General features: G+C 69.9%; 14 protein-coding genes. 1 reads left to right on the plus strand and 13 read right to left on the minus strand.

Annotation, left to right across the window (positions count from 1 at the left end; all coding sequences use genetic code 11):
* Positions 1-27 precede the first annotated feature (27 nt).
* Positions 28-1,035 (plus strand): tRNA dihydrouridine(20/20a) synthase DusA, encoded by a 1,008-nt coding sequence (dusA, locus tag AC2EAQ_RS01395; RefSeq protein WP_484639897.1) that lies wholly within the window; start codon positions 28-30, stop codon positions 1,033-1,035.
* 4 nt (positions 1,036-1,039) lie between these two features.
* On the opposite strand, the gene AC2EAQ_RS01400 is transcribed toward dusA, so the two are convergent.
* From AC2EAQ_RS01400 to AC2EAQ_RS01460, 13 genes are all read right to left on the minus strand, one after another.
* Positions 1,040-1,954 carry a DMT family transporter gene (locus AC2EAQ_RS01400; RefSeq protein ID WP_484639898.1) on the minus strand — a complete coding sequence of 305 codons (915 nt, stop codon included), beginning with the start codon at positions 1,952-1,954 and terminating at the stop codon, positions 1,040-1,042.
* A 2-nt stretch (positions 1,955-1,956) separates the two neighbouring features.
* The gene (locus tag AC2EAQ_RS01405) at positions 1,957-3,309 is read right to left on the minus strand and encodes a type III glutamate--ammonia ligase (RefSeq protein ID WP_484639899.1); all 1,353 of its coding nucleotides are present in this window, start codon (positions 3,307-3,309) and stop codon (positions 1,957-1,959) included.
* Positions 3,306-4,583, minus strand: a complete 1,278-nt coding sequence (gene gabT / locus AC2EAQ_RS01410; RefSeq protein WP_484639900.1) for a 4-aminobutyrate--2-oxoglutarate transaminase — start codon at positions 4,581-4,583, stop codon at positions 3,306-3,308. Before gabT ends, AC2EAQ_RS01405 begins: the two co-directional genes overlap by 4 nt.
* 22 nt (positions 4,584-4,605) lie before the next feature.
* Entirely contained in the window at positions 4,606-6,099 is a 1,494-nt protein-coding gene (locus AC2EAQ_RS01415; RefSeq protein WP_484639901.1) for an aldehyde dehydrogenase, read from the minus strand.
* A 4-nt stretch (positions 6,100-6,103) separates the two neighbouring features.
* Positions 6,104-7,477 carry a DUF3138 family protein gene (locus AC2EAQ_RS01420; protein ID WP_484639902.1) on the minus strand — a complete coding sequence of 458 codons (1,374 nt, stop codon included), beginning with the start codon at positions 7,475-7,477 and terminating at the stop codon, positions 6,104-6,106.
* 68 nt (positions 7,478-7,545) lie between these two features.
* A complete protein-coding gene (locus AC2EAQ_RS01425) occupies positions 7,546-8,376 on the minus strand; it encodes an ABC transporter permease (RefSeq protein WP_484639903.1) in 831 nt (276 codons plus the stop codon).
* The gene (locus AC2EAQ_RS01430; protein ID WP_484639904.1) at positions 8,373-9,293 is read right to left on the minus strand and encodes an ABC transporter permease; all 921 of its coding nucleotides are present in this window, start codon (positions 9,291-9,293) and stop codon (positions 8,373-8,375) included. Before AC2EAQ_RS01430 ends, AC2EAQ_RS01425 begins: the two co-directional genes overlap by 4 nt.
* The gene (locus tag AC2EAQ_RS01435; protein ID WP_484639905.1) at positions 9,290-10,372 is read right to left on the minus strand and encodes an ABC transporter ATP-binding protein; all 1,083 of its coding nucleotides are present in this window, start codon (positions 10,370-10,372) and stop codon (positions 9,290-9,292) included. Before AC2EAQ_RS01435 ends, AC2EAQ_RS01430 begins: the two co-directional genes overlap by 4 nt.
* On the minus strand, positions 10,369-11,484 hold the full coding sequence (locus AC2EAQ_RS01440; RefSeq protein WP_484639906.1) for a polyamine ABC transporter substrate-binding protein: 1,116 nt from the start codon (positions 11,482-11,484) through the stop codon (positions 10,369-10,371). Before AC2EAQ_RS01440 ends, AC2EAQ_RS01435 begins: the two co-directional genes overlap by 4 nt.
* 99 nt (positions 11,485-11,583) lie before the next feature.
* Complete coding sequence (locus AC2EAQ_RS01445; RefSeq protein WP_484639907.1) at positions 11,584-12,993, minus strand: aspartate aminotransferase family protein; 1,410 nt, start codon at positions 12,991-12,993, stop codon at positions 11,584-11,586.
* 10 nt (positions 12,994-13,003) lie between these two features.
* Positions 13,004-14,371, minus strand: a complete 1,368-nt coding sequence (locus tag AC2EAQ_RS01450; protein WP_484639908.1) for a glutamine synthetase family protein — start codon at positions 14,369-14,371, stop codon at positions 13,004-13,006.
* A gap of 4 nt (positions 14,372-14,375) precedes the next feature.
* On the minus strand, positions 14,376-15,140 hold the full coding sequence (locus AC2EAQ_RS01455) for a gamma-glutamyl-gamma-aminobutyrate hydrolase family protein (RefSeq protein WP_484639909.1): 765 nt from the start codon (positions 15,138-15,140) through the stop codon (positions 14,376-14,378).
* Positions 15,140-16,462, minus strand: coding sequence for an NAD(P)/FAD-dependent oxidoreductase (locus tag AC2EAQ_RS01460; RefSeq protein ID WP_484639910.1), 1,323 nt, complete (start codon positions 16,460-16,462; stop codon positions 15,140-15,142). Before AC2EAQ_RS01460 ends, AC2EAQ_RS01455 begins: the two co-directional genes overlap by 1 nt.
* Between the last annotated feature and the right edge of the window lie 19 nt (positions 16,463-16,481).

Raw genomic sequence — 16,481 nt, forward strand, 5'->3', positions numbered from 1 at the left:
CGAAGCCTGCGGCGACAATCGCATCCGATGTCGAGTCCCGCTGCCCTTTCGCCCTGGCGCCTGTCCGTCGCCCCGATGATGGACTGGACCGACCGCCACTGCCGGTACTTCCACCGCCTGATCACGCGCCGCACGCGGCTGTACACCGAGATGGTGACCACCGGCGCGCTGCTGCATGGCGACGTGCCGCGCCACCTGGACTTCGACGCGGCGGAGCACCCGCTGGCGCTGCAGCTCGGCGGCAGCGAGCCCGAGGACCTGGCGGCGTGCGCGAAGCTCGCGCTGCGCTGGAGCTACGACGAGGTCAACCTCAACTGCGGCTGCCCCAGCGCGCGCGTGCAGCGCGGCGCGTTCGGCGCCTGCCTGATGGCCGAGCCGGCGCTGGTGCGCGACTGCGTGGCGGCGATGCGCGACGCGGTCGGCGGCGCGCTGCCGGTGACGGTGAAGCACCGCATCGGCATCGACCGCGTCGAGAGCTACGACTTCGTGCGCGACTTCGTCGGCCGGGTGGCCGAGGCAGGTTGCACGGTGTTCGCCGTGCATGCCCGCAATGCCTGGCTCGAAGGCCTGTCGCCGAAGGAGAACCGCGAGGTGCCGCCGCTGCGCTACGGCTTCGCACACCGGCTCAAGGCCGATTTCCCGGCGCTGACGATCGTCGTCAACGGCGGCATCGCCAGCCCGGCGCAGATCGCCGAGCAGCTGGCGCAGGTGGACGGCGTGATGGTCGGCCGCGAGGCCTACCACCACCCGTGGTCGATGGCCGGCTGGGACGCCGGCTTCCTGGGCGCACCGGCGCAGCCGCTGGAGCGCGACGCGGTGGAGGACGCCCTGGTGGCCTACATGGAGCGCGAGCATGCGGCGCGCGGCACGCCATGGCACAGCGTGGCGCGGCACATGATGGGCCTGTGGAACGGCCTGCCCGGCGCGCGGCGCTGGCGACAGGTGTGGAGCGACCATCGGCTGAAGGCGCTGCCCGCGCGCGAGGTGTGGCAGCGCGCGCGCGCGGCGCGCCTGCAGACGGCCGAAATGGCCTAGCGTCTCAGGGCGTCGGTGCGCCCGTGGCTCGCTCGGGCCAGGTGGCCAACAGCAAGCCGGCCAGTGCCAGGCCGAGGGCCAGCACGTGCGCGCTGCCGAAGGTTTCGCCGAGGAACAGCACGCCCACCGCAGCGGCGGCCAGCGGCAGCATCACGGTGAACACGCCGGCCTGCGACGCCGGCACCTTCGCCAGGCCCCGCATCCACAGCCACACGCTCCACACGCTGGCGGCCAGCGCGTAGAACACGAGCAGGCCCCAGGTGCCGGGCGACACCGCGCCGAAGTCGAACGACAGCGCCTGCCACAGGCCCAGCGGCGTGACCAGCAGCAAGCCCCAAAGGTTGATCAGCGCGCTGATGCGGCGCGCCGACAGCTGGCCCGTGAGCCGCTTGCCGATCACCACGTAGCTCGCCTCGCAGAACACCGCGCCGAGCAGCAGTGCATAGCCCCACCAGGGGGCCGATGCGCCCGCGTCGCCGTGCCGCGCCAGCGCCAACCACGCGATGCCGGCCGCCGCGAAGGCGATGGCCAGCGCCACGCGCGGCCGGATGCGCTCGCCGAGGAACACGCGCGACAGCAGCGCCACCGCGGCGGGGATCGCCGCCATGACCACGCCCGCGGCCAATGCGGACGTGGCGGCGACGCCGAACAGCATGCAGATGGAGAACAGGAAGTTGCCGAGGAAGCTCTCCAGGAACACCAGCCCCCGGTCGTGCCTCGACAGCGGCGCGGCGCCGGGCTCGGCGCGCACCCAGTGCGCCATTGCCACCGCGGCGATGCCGAAGCGCATCCACGCCAGCAGGAACACCGGCAGCACCGCCACCAGCAGCTTGGACAACCCGACATAGCTGCCCACCAGCGCCATGCTGGCGGCCAGGCTGGCATAGGCCGCCAGGGGCGGTGCGGGCGGGCGCGACAACGTCAGAACGCCGTCGCGTAGCGTTCGAGTTCCCAGTCGCTCACGTGGCGGGCGTAGGCCAGGGCCTCGTCGCGCTTGAGGGCGCAGAACTCGTGCAGCAGCGAGGGGCCGAGCGCGCCGGCCACCACGGCGTCGGCCTCGAGCGCGTCCAGCGCTTCGGGCAGGCCTTGCGGCAGCAGGGCGATGCCGCGCTCGCGCACCTGCGCCAGCGTCAGCGCGAACAGGTCGTCGTCGCAGCCCGGGCCGGGGTCCAGGCCGCGATCGATGCCGTCCAGGCCGGCGGCGATGAGCCCGGCGAGCATCAGGTACGGGTTGGCCGACGCGTCGGGCGCGCGCCACTCGAAGCGCGAGTGCAGCGTGCGCACGAGCGCGGTGCGGTTGTTGAAGCCGTGCGCCACGTAGGCCGGCGCCCAGGTGGTGCCGGTGATCGACTCGCCCACCGTGAGCCGCTTGTAGGAATTGACGGTGGGCGCGGCCAGCGCGGTGAGCGCCGCCGCATGGGCCAGCACGCCGCCGACGAACTGGCGCCCGATCGGCGACAGCAGCGTGTCGGTGTCGAGCGCGCCGTCGGCGCGGTGCGGGGCAAACACGTTGCGCGCGTTGTCGCCGCGGCCTTCCCACAGGCTGGCGTGCACGTGCATGCCGCTGCCGGGCTGGTCGGCGAAGGGCTTGGCCATCATCGAGAACGCGTGACCGTGCGCCTCGGCCAGGGCATGGCCGGCCAGCTTGAACAGCATCAGGCGGTCGGCGCTGGTCAGCGCGTCGGCGTGGGCGAAGTTCACCTCGTACTGGCCGTGCGCGTCCTCGTGGTCGAGCTGCAGCACGTCCAGCCCGCAGCGCTGCAGCGCGTCGCCGAGCTGGGCCAGGAAGCCGACCTGCCGGCCCAGGCTCTTGAGGTCGTAGCTCGGGCGGGCGAGGGTGTCCTGCGGGTCGCAGGCGCGCCACCGCGTGCCGTCGCGCCGCAGCAGGAAGAACTCGGGCTCGATGCCCACCTGCAGCGTCCAGTGGCGCTCGGCCAGGCGCGCGGCCTGGCGCGCGAGCACCTGGCGCGGGCAGGCGTCGAAGGGCTGGCCGGCGACGAAGCCTTCGCCCACGATGCGCGCCACGCCGGGCATCCAGGGCAGGGCCTGGGCCGTGCTGGCGATGCCGCGGGCGTAGTACTCGGAGCGCGTGCCGGTGCGGGCCAGGCCCGTGCCCCAGATCGACGGCCCGGAGAAGCCGGCGCCGGTGGCCAGCACGTCGTCCAGGTGGGCCAGCGGCACCAGCTTGCCGCGCGCCACGCCGTGCAGGTCGGTGAACTGCACCAGCAGGCTGTGCACGCCCTGCGCAGCGAGCTGGTCGCGCAGCGCCTTCATGGCCCGGCCGCCGCCAGCAGCGACTGCGACAGGATGCCCATCGCCTCGTCGAACACCGGCTGCGGCGTCGTCAGCGGGAACAGGAACCGCACCACGTTGGCATTGACGCCGCAGGTCAGCAGGATGAGATGGCGCTTCAGCGCCTCGGCCTGCACGCGGCGGGTGAAGTCGGCGTCCGGGCTGCCGTCGGGGCGGGCGAACTCCACCGCCACCATGGCGCCCAGGCCGCGCACGTCGGCGATGGCGGGCACGCGCGGGCGCAGGCCTTCCAGCAGACCCTTGAGCTGCGCGCCGAGGGCCGCGCCGCGTTCGGGCAGGCGCTCGTCGGCCATCACGTCGATCACGGCATGGGCCGCGGCGATGGCCAGCGGATTGCCGGCGTAGGTGCCGCCGAGGCCGCCGGGGGCGGGCGCGTCCATGATCTCGGCGCGGCCGGTCACCGCCGACAGCGGCACGCCGGCAGCGAGGCTCTTGGCGATGGTCATCAGGTCGGGCACCACGCCGAAGTGCTCCATCGCGAACATGCGGCCGGTGCGGCCGAAGCCGGTCTGCACCTCGTCGGCGATCATCAGGATGCCGTGCTCGTCGCACAGCTCGCGCAGCCAGCGCACCGCCTCGGGCTGGATGACGTTGAAGCCGCCTTCGCCCTGCACCGGCTCGAAGATGATCGCGGCCACGCGCGACGGTTCGATGTCGGCCTTGAACAGGTGCTGCACGGCCTTCTGCACGTCGACCAGGCTGGCGCAGTGGCAGGGGTAGGGCGCGTGGTAGATCTCGGGCGGGAAGGGGCCGAAGCCGGCCTTGTAGGGCTGCACCTTGCCGGTCAGCGCCACCGCGAACATCGAACGGCCGTGGAACGCCCCGCCGAAGGCGATGACGCCGCTGCGACGCGTGTGGGCGCGGGCGATCTTGATGGCGTTTTCCACCGCCTCGGCGCCGGTGGAGAACAGCGCGGTCTTCTTGGCGTGGCTGCCGGGGGTGATCTGGTTGAGCTTCTCGGCCAGCGCGATGTAGCCCTCGTAGGGCACCACCTGGTAGCAGGTGTGGGTGAAGCGCTCGAGCTGGGCCTGGATCGCCGCTACCACCCTGGGGTGGCCGTGGCCGACGTTCATCACGGCGATGCCGCCGGCGAAGTCGATGAAGCGCTGGCCCTGCACGTCCCACAGTTCGGCGCCCTGGGCCCGGTCGGCGAAGAAGGTGCCCATCACGCCCACGCCGCGCGGCGTGGCCGCGGCCTTGCGGGCCATCAGTTGTTCGTTCCTCGAGTGGTTCATAGCCACTCCTTTCAGGGTGGGTTCAGGCGGCGTCGATGCGCAGCCAGGTGGTCTTGAGCTCGGTGTACTTGTCCAGCGCGTGCAGGCTCTTGTCGCGGCCGTTGCCGCTTTGCTTGTAGCCGCCGAAGGGCACCGTGATGTCGTCCTCGTCGTACTGGTTCACGTGCACGGTGCCGGCGCGCAGTGCCCGCGCCACGCGGTGGGCCCGGTTGATGTTGTCGCTCCAGACGCTGGCCTGCAGGCCATAGCTGGAGGCGTTGGCCATCGCCACGGCCTGGGCCTCGTCCTTGAAGCGGATGATGCTCATCACCGGGCCGAAGATCTCCTCGCGGGCGATCGTCATGCCGTTGTCCACGCGGTCGAAGACCGTGGGTTCGACGTAGAAGCCGCCGCTGGATTCGAGGGCACGGCCGCCGCCGGTGACGGTGCGGGCGCCCTCGGTGCGGCCGGCGTCGATGTAGCCGAGCACGGTGCGTAGCTGGGTCTCGTCGACCAGCGCGCCCATCTCGGTGCCGGCGTGCAGCGGGTCGGCCGCGGCGTACTTGGGCGCCTCGGCGGCGACGATCTCGACGAAGCGCTCGGCGATGCTCTCGTGCACCATCACGCGCGACGGCGCATTGCAGCTTTCGCCCTGGTTGAAGAACAGGCTGGCCGCGGCCGTGCGCGCGGCGCGCTCGACGTTGGAGAAGTCGTCGAACACGACGAAGGCACTCTTGCCGCCGAGCTCGTTGTACACGCGCTTGAGGTTGCTGCGCCCGGCGTAGTCGAGCATGCGGCGTCCGACGCGGGTGCTGCCGGTGAAGCCGATGGCGTCCACGTCCATGTGCAGCGCCAGGGCCTCGCCGGCCTCGTGGCCATAGCCCGGCACCACGTTGAACACGCCCGGCGGAATGCCGGCCTCCACTGCCAGTTCGGCCAGGCGCAGCGCCGTGAAGGGCGACTTCTCGCTCGGCTTGAGCACGACGGAATTGCCCGTGGCCAGGGCCGGCCCGAGCTTCCAGGCCGCCATGATCATCGGGTAGTTCCAGGGCACGATGCAGCCGATGACGCCCATCGGCTCGCGCGTGATCAGCGCCAGCGCCGAGGCCGGCGTCGGCGCGATCTCGTCGTAGACCTTGTCGATCGCCTCGGCATACCAGGCGATCGTGCGCGCGGTGGACGGCACGTCCACGGCGAGCGAGTACTGGATGGGTTTGCCCATGTCCAGCGTCTCGAGCAGGGCCAGCTCGTCCTTGGCGGCCAGGATGCGCTCGGCGAAGCGCTGCAGCGCTTTCTTGCGCGCGGCGGGCGCCTTGGCGGCCCAGCGGCCGTCGGCGAACGCCGCGCGAGCGCAGCGGACGGCCGCGTCGATGTCGGCTTCGCGGCCGCGGGCCACCGGCCCCAGGGGGCGGCCGTCGATGGGCGAGGCCTTGAGGAAGGTCTCGCCCGCCACGGCGTCCACCCGCTGGCCGTCGATCAGGGCACGGCCGTCGAAGGCCGCTTCGCGCGCCCGGGCGTGCCAGTCGACGGCGGCCATGGGTTCAGAACGCGACAACGACCGACGTGCCGAAGATCTGGTTGCTCTTGCGATAGCCACCGCTCTTCACGTCGTAGAACACCGGCAGGTTGGCGCGGTCGATGCGGTACTCGGCCTTGAAGGTCGTCTCGAGGTTGATCGCGTACGAGATGCCGAGCGACAGGGCGCTGCGGTTCGCACCCTTGTTCAGGTCGCCGTTGATGTCGGGGCCGATGCCGTTGCGGTCGTCGGCCGACGTGTAGCCCAGCAGGCCGCCGCCGTTCTTCTTGTTGTTCAGGTAGTCCACGCGCACGATGCCTTCGAGTCGCGGATCGAACTTGTAGGCCGCCAGGGCCGACAGACCCCACCAGCGGGAATCGCGCAGCGAGCCGTCGGCCGCCGGCGTGATGGACGCCTTCTTCTGCTGCCCCAGGCTCACCTGGCCCTGGACCGTGACGTCGCCGCGGATGAAGTACGCGTCGAACTCGAACAGGTCCAGGCGCGAGTTCGGCTGGCCGATGACCTCGCCCGTGCCCGGGTCGATCACGTTCTCGGTGAAGTTGGCCGCCTTGCCGTGCACGCCGGCGAAGCCGAAGCCCTGGAACTCGCCACGCGAGTAGTCCACGCGGTAAGCCAGCACGGGCGCCTTCTCGCCGGCCGCGTTCTTCGACGCGTTCATGTTGGCGATCATGGCCCGGTACCACCACTTGCCGCGCGTGATGTCGACGCCGGCGCCGGTGTAGGCGGTGGGCAGCGTGAAGTCGAACAGCAGGTTGTGGGTGATCAGCTTGTTCAGCGTGGGCTGCAGGTACTCGTAGCCGCTCCAGTCGGGCATGTGGCCGGCGATGAAGCGCGTCTGCAGGTCCGTCATCGGCACCGAGATCGTGGCCTCGTGGACGATGCCGCCGTTGCCGATCACGGAATCGGTGCCGCGGTTGGGCACCAGGGTCAGGCGGTAGCGGGTACCGGAATCGGTTTCCTTCTGGAAATCGAGTGCGACGGCGCCGAAGTACGAGTTGTCGTAGTTGTAGCCGTCGTCCGAGACGCTGTTGAGGAACTGAAAGCCGCCGCGGTTCTGGCGCCGGTTGAAGATGTAGGTCGGATCGGCGTAGCCGCTGATCGTGAGGTTCTTCATGCCCTGCGCGTCGCGCGAGTCCTCCAGCGCCTCGGCCTTGACGGTGACGCGGTTGAGCTCGCGGGCCTGTTCGGGCGTCATGCCCCACTGCCCGTCCTTCGGCTTGGCGGCTTCGGCCGCCTGCAGCTTGCGCTCGAGGTCGGCGACGCGATCCCGCAGCGCCTTGAGCTCGGCGAGCACCTCGGCATTGGTCTGCGCCAGCGCAGGGAACGCGCCGGCCAGGGCAGCGGCCAGGACGGTGAGTCGGAGGGTGCTCTTGTACATGGTGTGGGTCCTCGTGACTGGAGTGAAAGGGGTGGGCGAAGTCGGTGGGTTCCTGGCGCAGGCTGCGCTCAGCTTCGGAAGGCCGCCGCCATCTCGCGCTGTCGACGGCGCTCGGCGTTGGCAATGAGGTAGCTGGCCGCAATGACGCCGATGGCGACGATGACCACGGTGACGGTGGCTACCGCGTTGACGGTGGGATTCAGGCCGAGCTTGGCGCGCGAAAAGATCACCAGCGGCAGCGTGGTGGCGCCCGGCCCCGTGAGGAAGGCCGACAGCACCACGTCGTCGAGCGAGATCGTGAAGGTGAGCAGCCAGGCCGATGCCAGCGACTGGCCGATCATCGGCAGCGTGACGAGCCAGAACACCTGGTGCGGCCGGGCGCCGAGGTCGAGCGCGGCCTCCTCGAGCTGCGGGTTCAGGTCCTGCAGCCGGGCCTGCACCACCACGGTGGCGTAGGCCATGCCCAGCAGCAGATGGCCGATCCAGATCGTGAGCGCGCCTTTCTCGGGGATGCCGATCGCGTTCTGCACGCTCACCAGCATCAGCAGCAGCGACAGGCCCACCACCACCTCGGGCATCACCAGCGGCGCGTTGACCATGCCGGAGAACAGCGTGCGGCCGGAGAAGCGCCGGTACTTGACGAGCGCGAACGCGGCCAGCGTGCCCAGGACCACCGAGCCGCAGGCGGTGAAGAAGGCGATCTTCAGGCTGATCCAGAAGCCCTGCAGGATCTCGCGGTCCTCCAGCAGGGCGGCGTACCACTTGAGCGTGAAGCCGCGCCACACGTTGGGCAGCTGCGAGTCGTTGAACGAGAACAGCACCAGCGCCACGATGGGCAGGTACAGGAACACGAAGCCGGCCGCCAGCCAGGCCCGACCGAACCAGACACCCGACTTCATCGCCGTGTCTCCTGGGCCTCGGCCTGGTACTTGTTGAAGATCGCCAGCGGCACCAGGATCAGCAGGATCATCGACACCGCGAGCGACGACGCCAGCGGCCAGTCGTTGTTGGAGAAGAACTCGGTCCAGACCACGCTGCCGGTCATCAGCGTCTCGGGGCCGCCGAGCAGCTCGGGGATCACGTACTCGCCGACGCAGGGGATGAACACCAGCATCGAGCCGGCGATGATGCCGGCCTTGGACAGCGGCACGGTGACGGTCCAGAAGGCCACCCAGGGCGACGCGCCGAGGTCGCGCGCGGCCTCCAGCAGGCGCAGGTCCATCTTGGACAGGTTGCCGTACAGCGGCAGGATCATGAAGGGCAGGTAGGTGTAGGTCATGCCCAGCACCAGCGAGAACGGCGTGTTCATCAGCTTGCCGGGGGTGGAGATCAGGCCGGCGGCCAGCAGCAGCTGGTCCAGCCCGAGGCCGACGATCAGGTCGGACACCCAGCCGTCGGTGGTGAGCAGGCCCTTCCAGGCGTAGACGCGCAGCAGGAACGAGGTCCAGAAGGGCAGCATCACCGCCATCAGCAGCGCGGGCTGCAGCGATCGCCGCGCGCGTGCCATGAAGTAGGCGAAGGGGTAGCCGATCAGCAGGCACAGCAGGGTGGTCCACGCGGCGTACTTCAGGCTCGCCAGGTAGGACTTGTAGTACACCGCATCGGCCGCCAGGAACACGTAGTTGGCGAACTTCAGGCTGACCGTGACCACGCCGTCCTTGACGGCCACGAGGTCGTTCGGGCGCACGATGCCCATCTCGGACACGCTGATGTTCACCAGCACCAGGAACGGCGCCAGGAAGAACGCGAGCAGCCACACGTAGGGCACGCCGATGACGGCCGTGCGCCCGCGCAGGAGGGCTGCGATGCGCTTCATTGGGTCAGCACCACCTGGGCCCAGCCGTCCCAGTGGGCCCAGCACTCGTCGCCCCAGGACAGGCGCTCGGTGGGATGGCGGTCGACGTTGGCCTGGCTCACCTTGAGCGAGCCGCCGCCGGGCAGCGTGAGGTGGAACACCGTGAAGCTTCCGAAGTAGCTCATCTCGCGCACCGTGCAGCGCACCGCGTTGACGCGGGTGTCCTCGGGCGCCGCGCGCGACAGGCGGATCTTCTCGGGCCTCAGGGCCACCGTGACGGGCATGCCCTGCGTGCCGGTGATGCCGTGGCTGAGGTAGTGCCGCACGTCGGTGCAGGCGATCTCGCAGTGGTCCTCGGCATCGACGTCGAGCGTGCCGTCCATCAGGTTGACGTTGCCGATGAAGTCGGCCACGAACCGGGTGGCCGGCGTCTCGTACATGTCCGACGGCGCGCCCACCTGCAGGAAGCGGCCCTCGCTCATGACGGCGATGCGCGAGGCCATGGTCATGGCCTCTTCCTGGTCGTGCGTGACCATCACGCAGGTGACGCCCACCTGCTCGATGATGTTCACCAGCTCGATCTGGGTCTGTTCGCGCAGCTTCTTGTCGAGCGCGCCCAGCGGCTCGTCGAGCAGCAGCAGCTGCGGCCGCTTGGCCAGGCTGCGAGCCAGCGCCACGCGCTGCTGCTGGCCGCCCGACAGCTGGTGCGGCTTGCGCTTGGCGAACTTGCCGAGCTGCACCAGCTTGAGCATGGCCTCCACGCGCTCGTCGAGCTCGGGCCGGCGCACGCCTTCGCGGCGCAGGCCGAACGCGATGTTGTCCCACACCGTGAGGTGCGGGAACAGCGCGTAGCTCTGGAACATCATGTTGATCGGGCACTTGTACGACGGCACCTCGGCCAGGTCCTGCCCGTCGAGCACGATGCGGCCCGAGGTCGGCGTCTCGAAGCCGGCGAGCATGCGCAGCAAGGTGCTCTTGCCGCAGCCCGACGGCCCGAGCAGGGCGAAGATCTCGCCCTTGTCGATGTCGAGGCTGACGTTGTTGACGGCCTTGTAGCCGTCGAAGTCCTTCGTCAGCCCCTCGATGCGCAGGAAGCTCACAAGCCGGTCTTGAAGGAGGTGTAGGTGCGGGTCATCAGGCGGCGCAGGTCGTTGTTCAGCGCGTCGGGCGGCACCATCTTGGCCATCTCGGCCGCCGGCAGGAACACCGTCGGGTTGTTGGCCACTTCGGCACGGATGTGCTTGCGCGACTCCGGCACCGCGTTCGGGTAGAACACCTTGTTCGTGTTGGCCGCGGCGTTCTCCGGGCGCAGCATGAAGTTGATGAACTTGTGCGCGTTGCCGGGGCGCGCGGCGTCGGCCGGGATCACCATCGTGTCAAAGAACAGCAGGCCGCCGTTGGCCGGCACGAGGGCCTGGATGTTCTGGCCGGTCTTGCCGTCGATGGCGCGCTGGCGCGCGATGTTGATGTCGCCGGACCAGCCCAGAGCCAGGCAGATCGAGCCGTTGGCCATGTCGTTGATGTAGCCCGACGAGCTGAACAGCGTGACATGCGGCCGCACGGCCTTGAGCACGTTGGCCGCCGCGGTGTAGTCGCCCGGGTTCCTGGAGAACGGCGGCTTGCCCAGATAGTGCAGGGCGGCCGGCACCACCTCGGTGGCCGAGTCGAGGAAGGACACGCCGCAGCCCTTCATCTTGCTGATGTACTCGGGCTTGAAGACCAGGTCCCACACGTTGGCCGGCATCGGCATGCTGCCCAGCGCGGCCCTGACCTTGTCGACGTTGATGCCCACCGTGGTGAAGCCCCACAGCCAGTTGACGAGGTAGTCATTGCCCGGGTCCATCTTGGACAGCTGGGCATTGATCGCCGGGTCAACGTTGCGCAGGTTCGGGATCTTGGACTTGTCCAGCTTCTGCAGCAGGCCGCCGTCGATCTGCAGCTTGGCCCAGTTGGACGACGGCACGACGATGTCGTAGCCCGTCTTGCCGGCCACCAGCTTGGCATGGACGATCTCGTTGTTGTCGAAGTTGTCGTAGCGGACCTTGATGCCGGTCTCGGCCTCGAACTTCTTGATCAGGTCCTCGCCGATGTAGTCGGACCAGTTGTAGATGTTGAGCACCTTCTCCTCTTCCTGCGCCCGCGGGGCCGTGGCGGCGAGGGCAAGCGCCACGGCGGCGACAGCCGTGAGCAGGGACGAGAGCGGTTTGGCCATGATGCGAGGACCTCCGGGGCAGTGAAGTGGGGGAAGTGGATCGGTCAGTCGGACAGTCTAGGTGCGGGCAAGCGGCAAGCCATTGGGGGGAATGCTCAATCAGCGGTCCCAACCCTGGCGCCGGACGTCGGCCAGCGTCAGATCGAGGCAGCGGCGGATCAGTTCGACCATCTCGTCGATCTGGCTGCGCGTGATGATCAGCGGCGGGGCGATGATCATGCGGTCGCCCACGGCGCGCATGATCAGGCCTTCGCGGAAGCAGTGGCCGCGGCAGACCATGCCGATCTCCAGCGCCGGGTCGAACGGCGTGCCGCCGCGCGGTCCGGCCTTGTCCTTCACGAGCAGCAGCGCCCCCATCAGGCCGCAGGTCTGGGCCTGACCCACGAGGGGATGCTCGGCCAGCTGGGCATAGGCGTCGGCCAGATACGGGCCGACGTCGTCGTGGACGCGCTCGACGAGGCCGCGTTCACGGATCAGGCGGATGTTGGCCAGCGCCACCGCGCAGGCCACCGGATGGCCCGAATAGGTGTAGCCGTGGTTGAACTCGCCGCCCTGTTCGATCAGGACCTTGGCCACGCGGTCGCCGACCATCACGCCGCCGAGCGGGATGTAGCCGCTGGTGACGCCCTTGGCGAAGGTCATCAGGTCGGGGCGGGTGTCCATGGTCTCGCAGCCGAACCAGCGGCCGGTGCGGCCGAAACCGCAGATGACCTCGTCGCTGACCAGCAGCACGCCGTACTGGTCGCAGATGCGCTGGACTTCGGGCCAGTAGGTGGAAGGCGGCACGATCACGCCGCCCGCGCCCTGGATCGGCTCGCCGATGAAGGCGGCCACCTGGTCGGCGCCCAGTTCGAGGATCTTCGCCTCGAGCTGGCGCGCGCAGGCCAGGCCGAACTCCGCTTCGGTGAGGTCCGCACCATTTTCGAACCAGTAGGGCTGGTCGATGTGCACGATTCCGGGGATCGGCAGCCCGCCCTGGGCGTGCATGCCGGCCATGCCGCCGAGCGACGCACCGGCCATCGTGGAGCCGTGATAGGCGTTGCGGCGGCTGATGATCACCTGCCGCTGCGGCTGGCCGAGGATGTCCCAGTAGCGTCGCACCATCCGCACCACGGTGTCGTTGCCTTCCGAGCCGGACCCGGAGAAGAACACGTGCTGGAACTGCGGCGGCGTCACCTCGGCCAGCAGCTCGGCCAGCTCGATGGCCGGCGGCGTGGCGGTCTGGAAGAACGCGTTGTAGAAGGGCAGGGTCTCGAGCTGGCGCGTGGCGGCGTCGATCAGCGCGCGCTGGCCGTAGCCGACGTTGACGCACCACAGGCCACTCATCGCGTCGAGGATCTTCTTGCCCTCGGTGTCCCAGAGGTAGATGTCCTCGGCGCGGGCGATCACGCGCGAGCCCTTGCGGGCGAGCGACTGGAAGTCGGTGAAGGGGTGCAGGAAGTGGGCCGCGTCGGCGGCCTGCCACTGCTGGGTGGTGCGGCCGGTGGAGGGCAGGGGGACGGCGTTCATGGGTCGGTCCTCAGACGTGGAGCAAGAGGTGTTCCCGCTCCCAGGGCGAGATCACCTTCATGAATTCGGCGTACTCGATCTCCTTGATCTCGGTGTACACGGTGACGAACTCCTTGCCGAGCACCTCGGCCAGGTCGGTCTCGGCGCGCAGCAGGGCCAGTGCCTCGCCCAGGCTGCGCGGCAGCGCGTACTCGCCGAGGTAGGCGTCGCCCTTGCACTCGGGCGACGGATCGATGCGGTTCTGGATGCCGAGCCAGCCGCAGGCCAGCGTGGCGGCCAGCGCCACGTAGGGGTTGGCGTCGGCGCCGATGACGCGGTTCTCGATGCGGCGCGCGGCCGCGGACGCCACCGGCGAGCGGATGCCCACCGTGCGGTTGTCGGTGCCCCACTGGATGTTGATCGGCGCCGACGAGAAGCGCGCCAGGCGCCGGTAGGAGTTGACGTAGGGCGCGAACAGGGCCATGGCCGCCGGGATGTAGCGCTGCAGGCCGCCGATGTACCAGAAGAACTCCGGCGTCGGCGTGCCGTCCTCGTGGCTGAAGATGTTGCGGCCGGTGGCCTTCTCGACCACGCTCTGGTGGATGTGCATCGCGCTGCCCGGCTCGCCGGCGATCGGCTTGGCCATGAAGGTGGCGAACATGTCGTGCCGCATCGCGGCCTCGCGCACCGTGCGCTTGAACAGGAACACCTCGTCGGCCAGGCCCAGCGGATGGGCATGGAAGAAGTTGATCTCCATCTGGCCGGCACCGATCTCGTGGATCAGGGTGTCGACGTTGAGTTCCATCTTCTCGCAGTAGTCGTAGACGTCCTCGAACAGCGGGTCGAACTCGTTGACCGCGTCGATCGAGTAGGCCTGGCGCGAGGTCTCGCTGCGTCCGCTGCGGCCCACCGGCGGCTTGAGCGGCACGTCGGGGTCGGTGTTGCGGGCCACGAGATAGAACTCGAGCTCGGGCGCGACCACCGGGTCCCAGCCGCGCTTGTCGTAGAGGTCGCACACGCGGCGCAGCACCGAGCGCGGCGCGTAGGGCACCAGGCCGCCGTCGCGGTCGTAGCAGTCGTGGATGACCTGGGCGGTCGGGTCCACCGCCCAGGGCACGATGCGCACCGTGCTCGGGTCGGGCCGCAGGTGCATGTCGCGGTCGGTGGGCGAGATGACGTCGTAGTACGGCCCCTCCTCGGGGAATTCGCCGGTCACGCCCATCGCCACCACCACTTCGGGCAGGCGCATGCCGCGGTCTTCGGTGAACTTCTCGCGCGGCAGGATCTTGCCGCGTGCCACGCCGGTCAGGTCGGGCACGAGGCACTCGATCTCCGTGACGCGGCGCTGGTTGAGCCAGCTCTCGAGCTCGCTGAATGTGATCTGTTCTCTCTGGACCATGGGGTCACCTGTTCTTCTGGTTTCGGTACTCGGCACAGGCGGCGCCGAACGCGCCGAGCAGGGCCATCGAGACCGGGTTGCCCGCCGCCTGCCACTCCGGGTGCCATTGCACGGCGAGATTGAAGCCGGGCGCGCCCGGCCGGGAAAAGGCCTCCACCACGCCGTCGGGCGCCAGCGCCTCGACCTGCAGGCCGGGCGCGAGGCGGTCGACCGCCTGGCCGTGGAGCGAATTGATCTGGATGCGGCTTTGCTGCAGCAGGCGCGACAGCACGCCGCCGGGCACCACGTCGGCCGAATGGGCCGGCCCGTAGCGCACGTCCAGCGGCTGGTCGTGCGGGTCGCGATGGTCCAGGTGGCCCGCGACCTCGTGCACCGCCTGGTGCAGGCTGCCGCCCAGCGCGACATTGGTCTCCTGGGCGCCGCGGCAGATGGCCAGCAGCGGCACGCCGCGCTCCAGCACGCGCCGCACCAACGGCAGGGTCCAGGCGTCGCGGGCCTCGTCCAGGGGCAGCGACGGGTCGTGCACGTCCTGGCCGAAGTGGCCGGGATGCACGTTCGACGGCGAGCCGGTCAGCAGCACGCCGTCGGCCATGTCGAGCAGCGTGTCGATGTCGCCCACGTCGGCCCCGGGCACGACCAGCGGCAGGCCTCCCGCCAGGCGCACGGCGTCGACGTACTTGTGGCCGGCGACATGGAACGGGTGCCCGCCATGGACCCGGTTGCAGGCCGGTACCAGCACCACCGGCTTGGACGATTCGTCGTGCGACATCACAGCAGGTCCCTCAGTCGGTAGTACGCCATGCCCAGCACCAGGGCCGGCGTGCGCAGGGCCTGGCCGCCCGGGAACGGGCGGTGCTTCAGCCGCGCGAACACGTCGAAGCGCGACGCGTCGCCGGCCACCGCCTCGGCCACCAGCTGGCCCGCCAGGCCGGTGAGGGCCAGGCCGTGCCCCGAGAAGCCTTGCAAGTAGTAGACCCGGTCGCCGTGGCCGGGCAGGCGGCCGAAGTCCGGCGCCCGGCTCATCGAGATGTCGACGAAGCCGCCCCAGGCGTATTCCACCTCGCGCACGCCCAGCTGGGGGAAAGTCTCGGCCATGCGCCGGGCCATCGACCGGTCCAGGTCGTGCGGGGTGCGGGTGCTGTAGCTCACGCGGCCACCATAGAGCAGGCGGTGGTCCGGCGTGGTCCGGAAGTAATCGAGAACGAAGTTGTTGTCGCAGACGGCGGCGCCGCACGGAATGAGCGACCGCGCCAGGTCGGGCCCGAGCGGCTCGGAGCACACGATGTAGGTGCCGACCGGCATGATGCGCCCGCCCAGCGCCGGTGCCAGCGTGGGGCCGAACTCGCCGAGGTAGACGTTGCCCGCCAGCACCACGTGGCGCGCCCGCACCGTGGCGCCGCCATCGGTGGTCAGGCGCACGGCGTCCGGCTGAGACGACATCCGCGTCACGGCCGTGCCTTCATGGACGCGCACGCCGAGCGACGCGGCCGCCTGCGCCAGGCCCAGCGTGTACTTCAGCGGATGCAGATGGCCCGAGCGCGGATCGTGGACGCCGGCCACGTAGCGGGGGCTGTCGATCCAGTCACGCAGCGACCGGCCCTCGATCCAGCGCAGCTCGTGGCCATGGCGCGAGGACAGCAGATCGGCCTCGGCGCGCAGGTCGCGCGCCTTGCGCTCGCTCATCGCCACGCCCAGATAGCCGTCGCGCCATTCGCAGTCGATGCCGAAGCGCGCAATGCGCTGACGGACCAGGTCCAGCGCCTCGATCGACATGCCGAAGACCTGCTTCGCGGCGTCCTGGCCGAGCTGGGTCTCGATGGTGCCGATGTCGCAGGCCAGGCCGTAGATGGCCTGACCGCCGTTGCGGCCGCTGGCGCCGTGGCCCACCGCGTCGGCCTCGAGCAGCAGCACGTCGAAGCCGCGATCGCGCAGCTCGATCGCCGCCGACAGGCCGGCCAGCCCGGCGCCTACCACCGCCACGTCGCAGGCATGGTCGCCGGGCGCCAGCGGCGCATGGGCCGCGGCTCGGGGCGCGGTGGCGGCGTACCAGGAGCGCCGCGTCAGCTCGCGATCGGTGTCGAGGAGGGACATGCAGGTATGCGCTAGGCAG

This window comes from Aquabacterium sp. T101 (assembly GCF_057219775.1).

Bases quoted from the DNA above. Each gene is read 5' to 3' on its own strand.
- AC2EAQ_RS01460 (WP_484639910.1), bottom strand. From the start codon at position 16,462: ATGTCCCTCCTCGACACCGATCGCGAGCTGACGCGGCGCTCCTGGTAC.
- AC2EAQ_RS01440 (WP_484639906.1), bottom strand. From the start codon at position 11,484: ATGGCCAAACCGCTCTCGTCCCTGCTCACGGCTGTCGCCGCCGTGGCG.
- dusA (WP_484639897.1), top strand. From the start codon at position 28: ATGTCGAGTCCCGCTGCCCTTTCGCCCTGGCGCCTGTCCGTCGCCCCG.
- AC2EAQ_RS01425 (WP_484639903.1), bottom strand. From the start codon at position 8,376: ATGAAGTCGGGTGTCTGGTTCGGTCGGGCCTGGCTGGCGGCCGGCTTC.
- AC2EAQ_RS01450 (WP_484639908.1), bottom strand. From the start codon at position 14,371: ATGGTCCAGAGAGAACAGATCACATTCAGCGAGCTCGAGAGCTGGCTC.
- AC2EAQ_RS01455 (WP_484639909.1), bottom strand. From the start codon at position 15,140: ATGTCGCACGACGAATCGTCCAAGCCGGTGGTGCTGGTACCGGCCTGC.
- AC2EAQ_RS01445 (WP_484639907.1), bottom strand. From the start codon at position 12,993: ATGAACGCCGTCCCCCTGCCCTCCACCGGCCGCACCACCCAGCAGTGG.
- gabT (WP_484639900.1), bottom strand. From the start codon at position 4,583: ATGAACCACTCGAGGAACGAACAACTGATGGCCCGCAAGGCCGCGGCC.
- AC2EAQ_RS01420 (WP_484639902.1), bottom strand. From the start codon at position 7,477: ATGTACAAGAGCACCCTCCGACTCACCGTCCTGGCCGCTGCCCTGGCC.
- AC2EAQ_RS01415 (WP_484639901.1), bottom strand. From the start codon at position 6,099: ATGGCCGCCGTCGACTGGCACGCCCGGGCGCGCGAAGCGGCCTTCGAC.
- AC2EAQ_RS01405 (WP_484639899.1), bottom strand. From the start codon at position 3,309: ATGAAGGCGCTGCGCGACCAGCTCGCTGCGCAGGGCGTGCACAGCCTG.
- AC2EAQ_RS01430 (WP_484639904.1), bottom strand. From the start codon at position 9,293: ATGAAGCGCATCGCAGCCCTCCTGCGCGGGCGCACGGCCGTCATCGGC.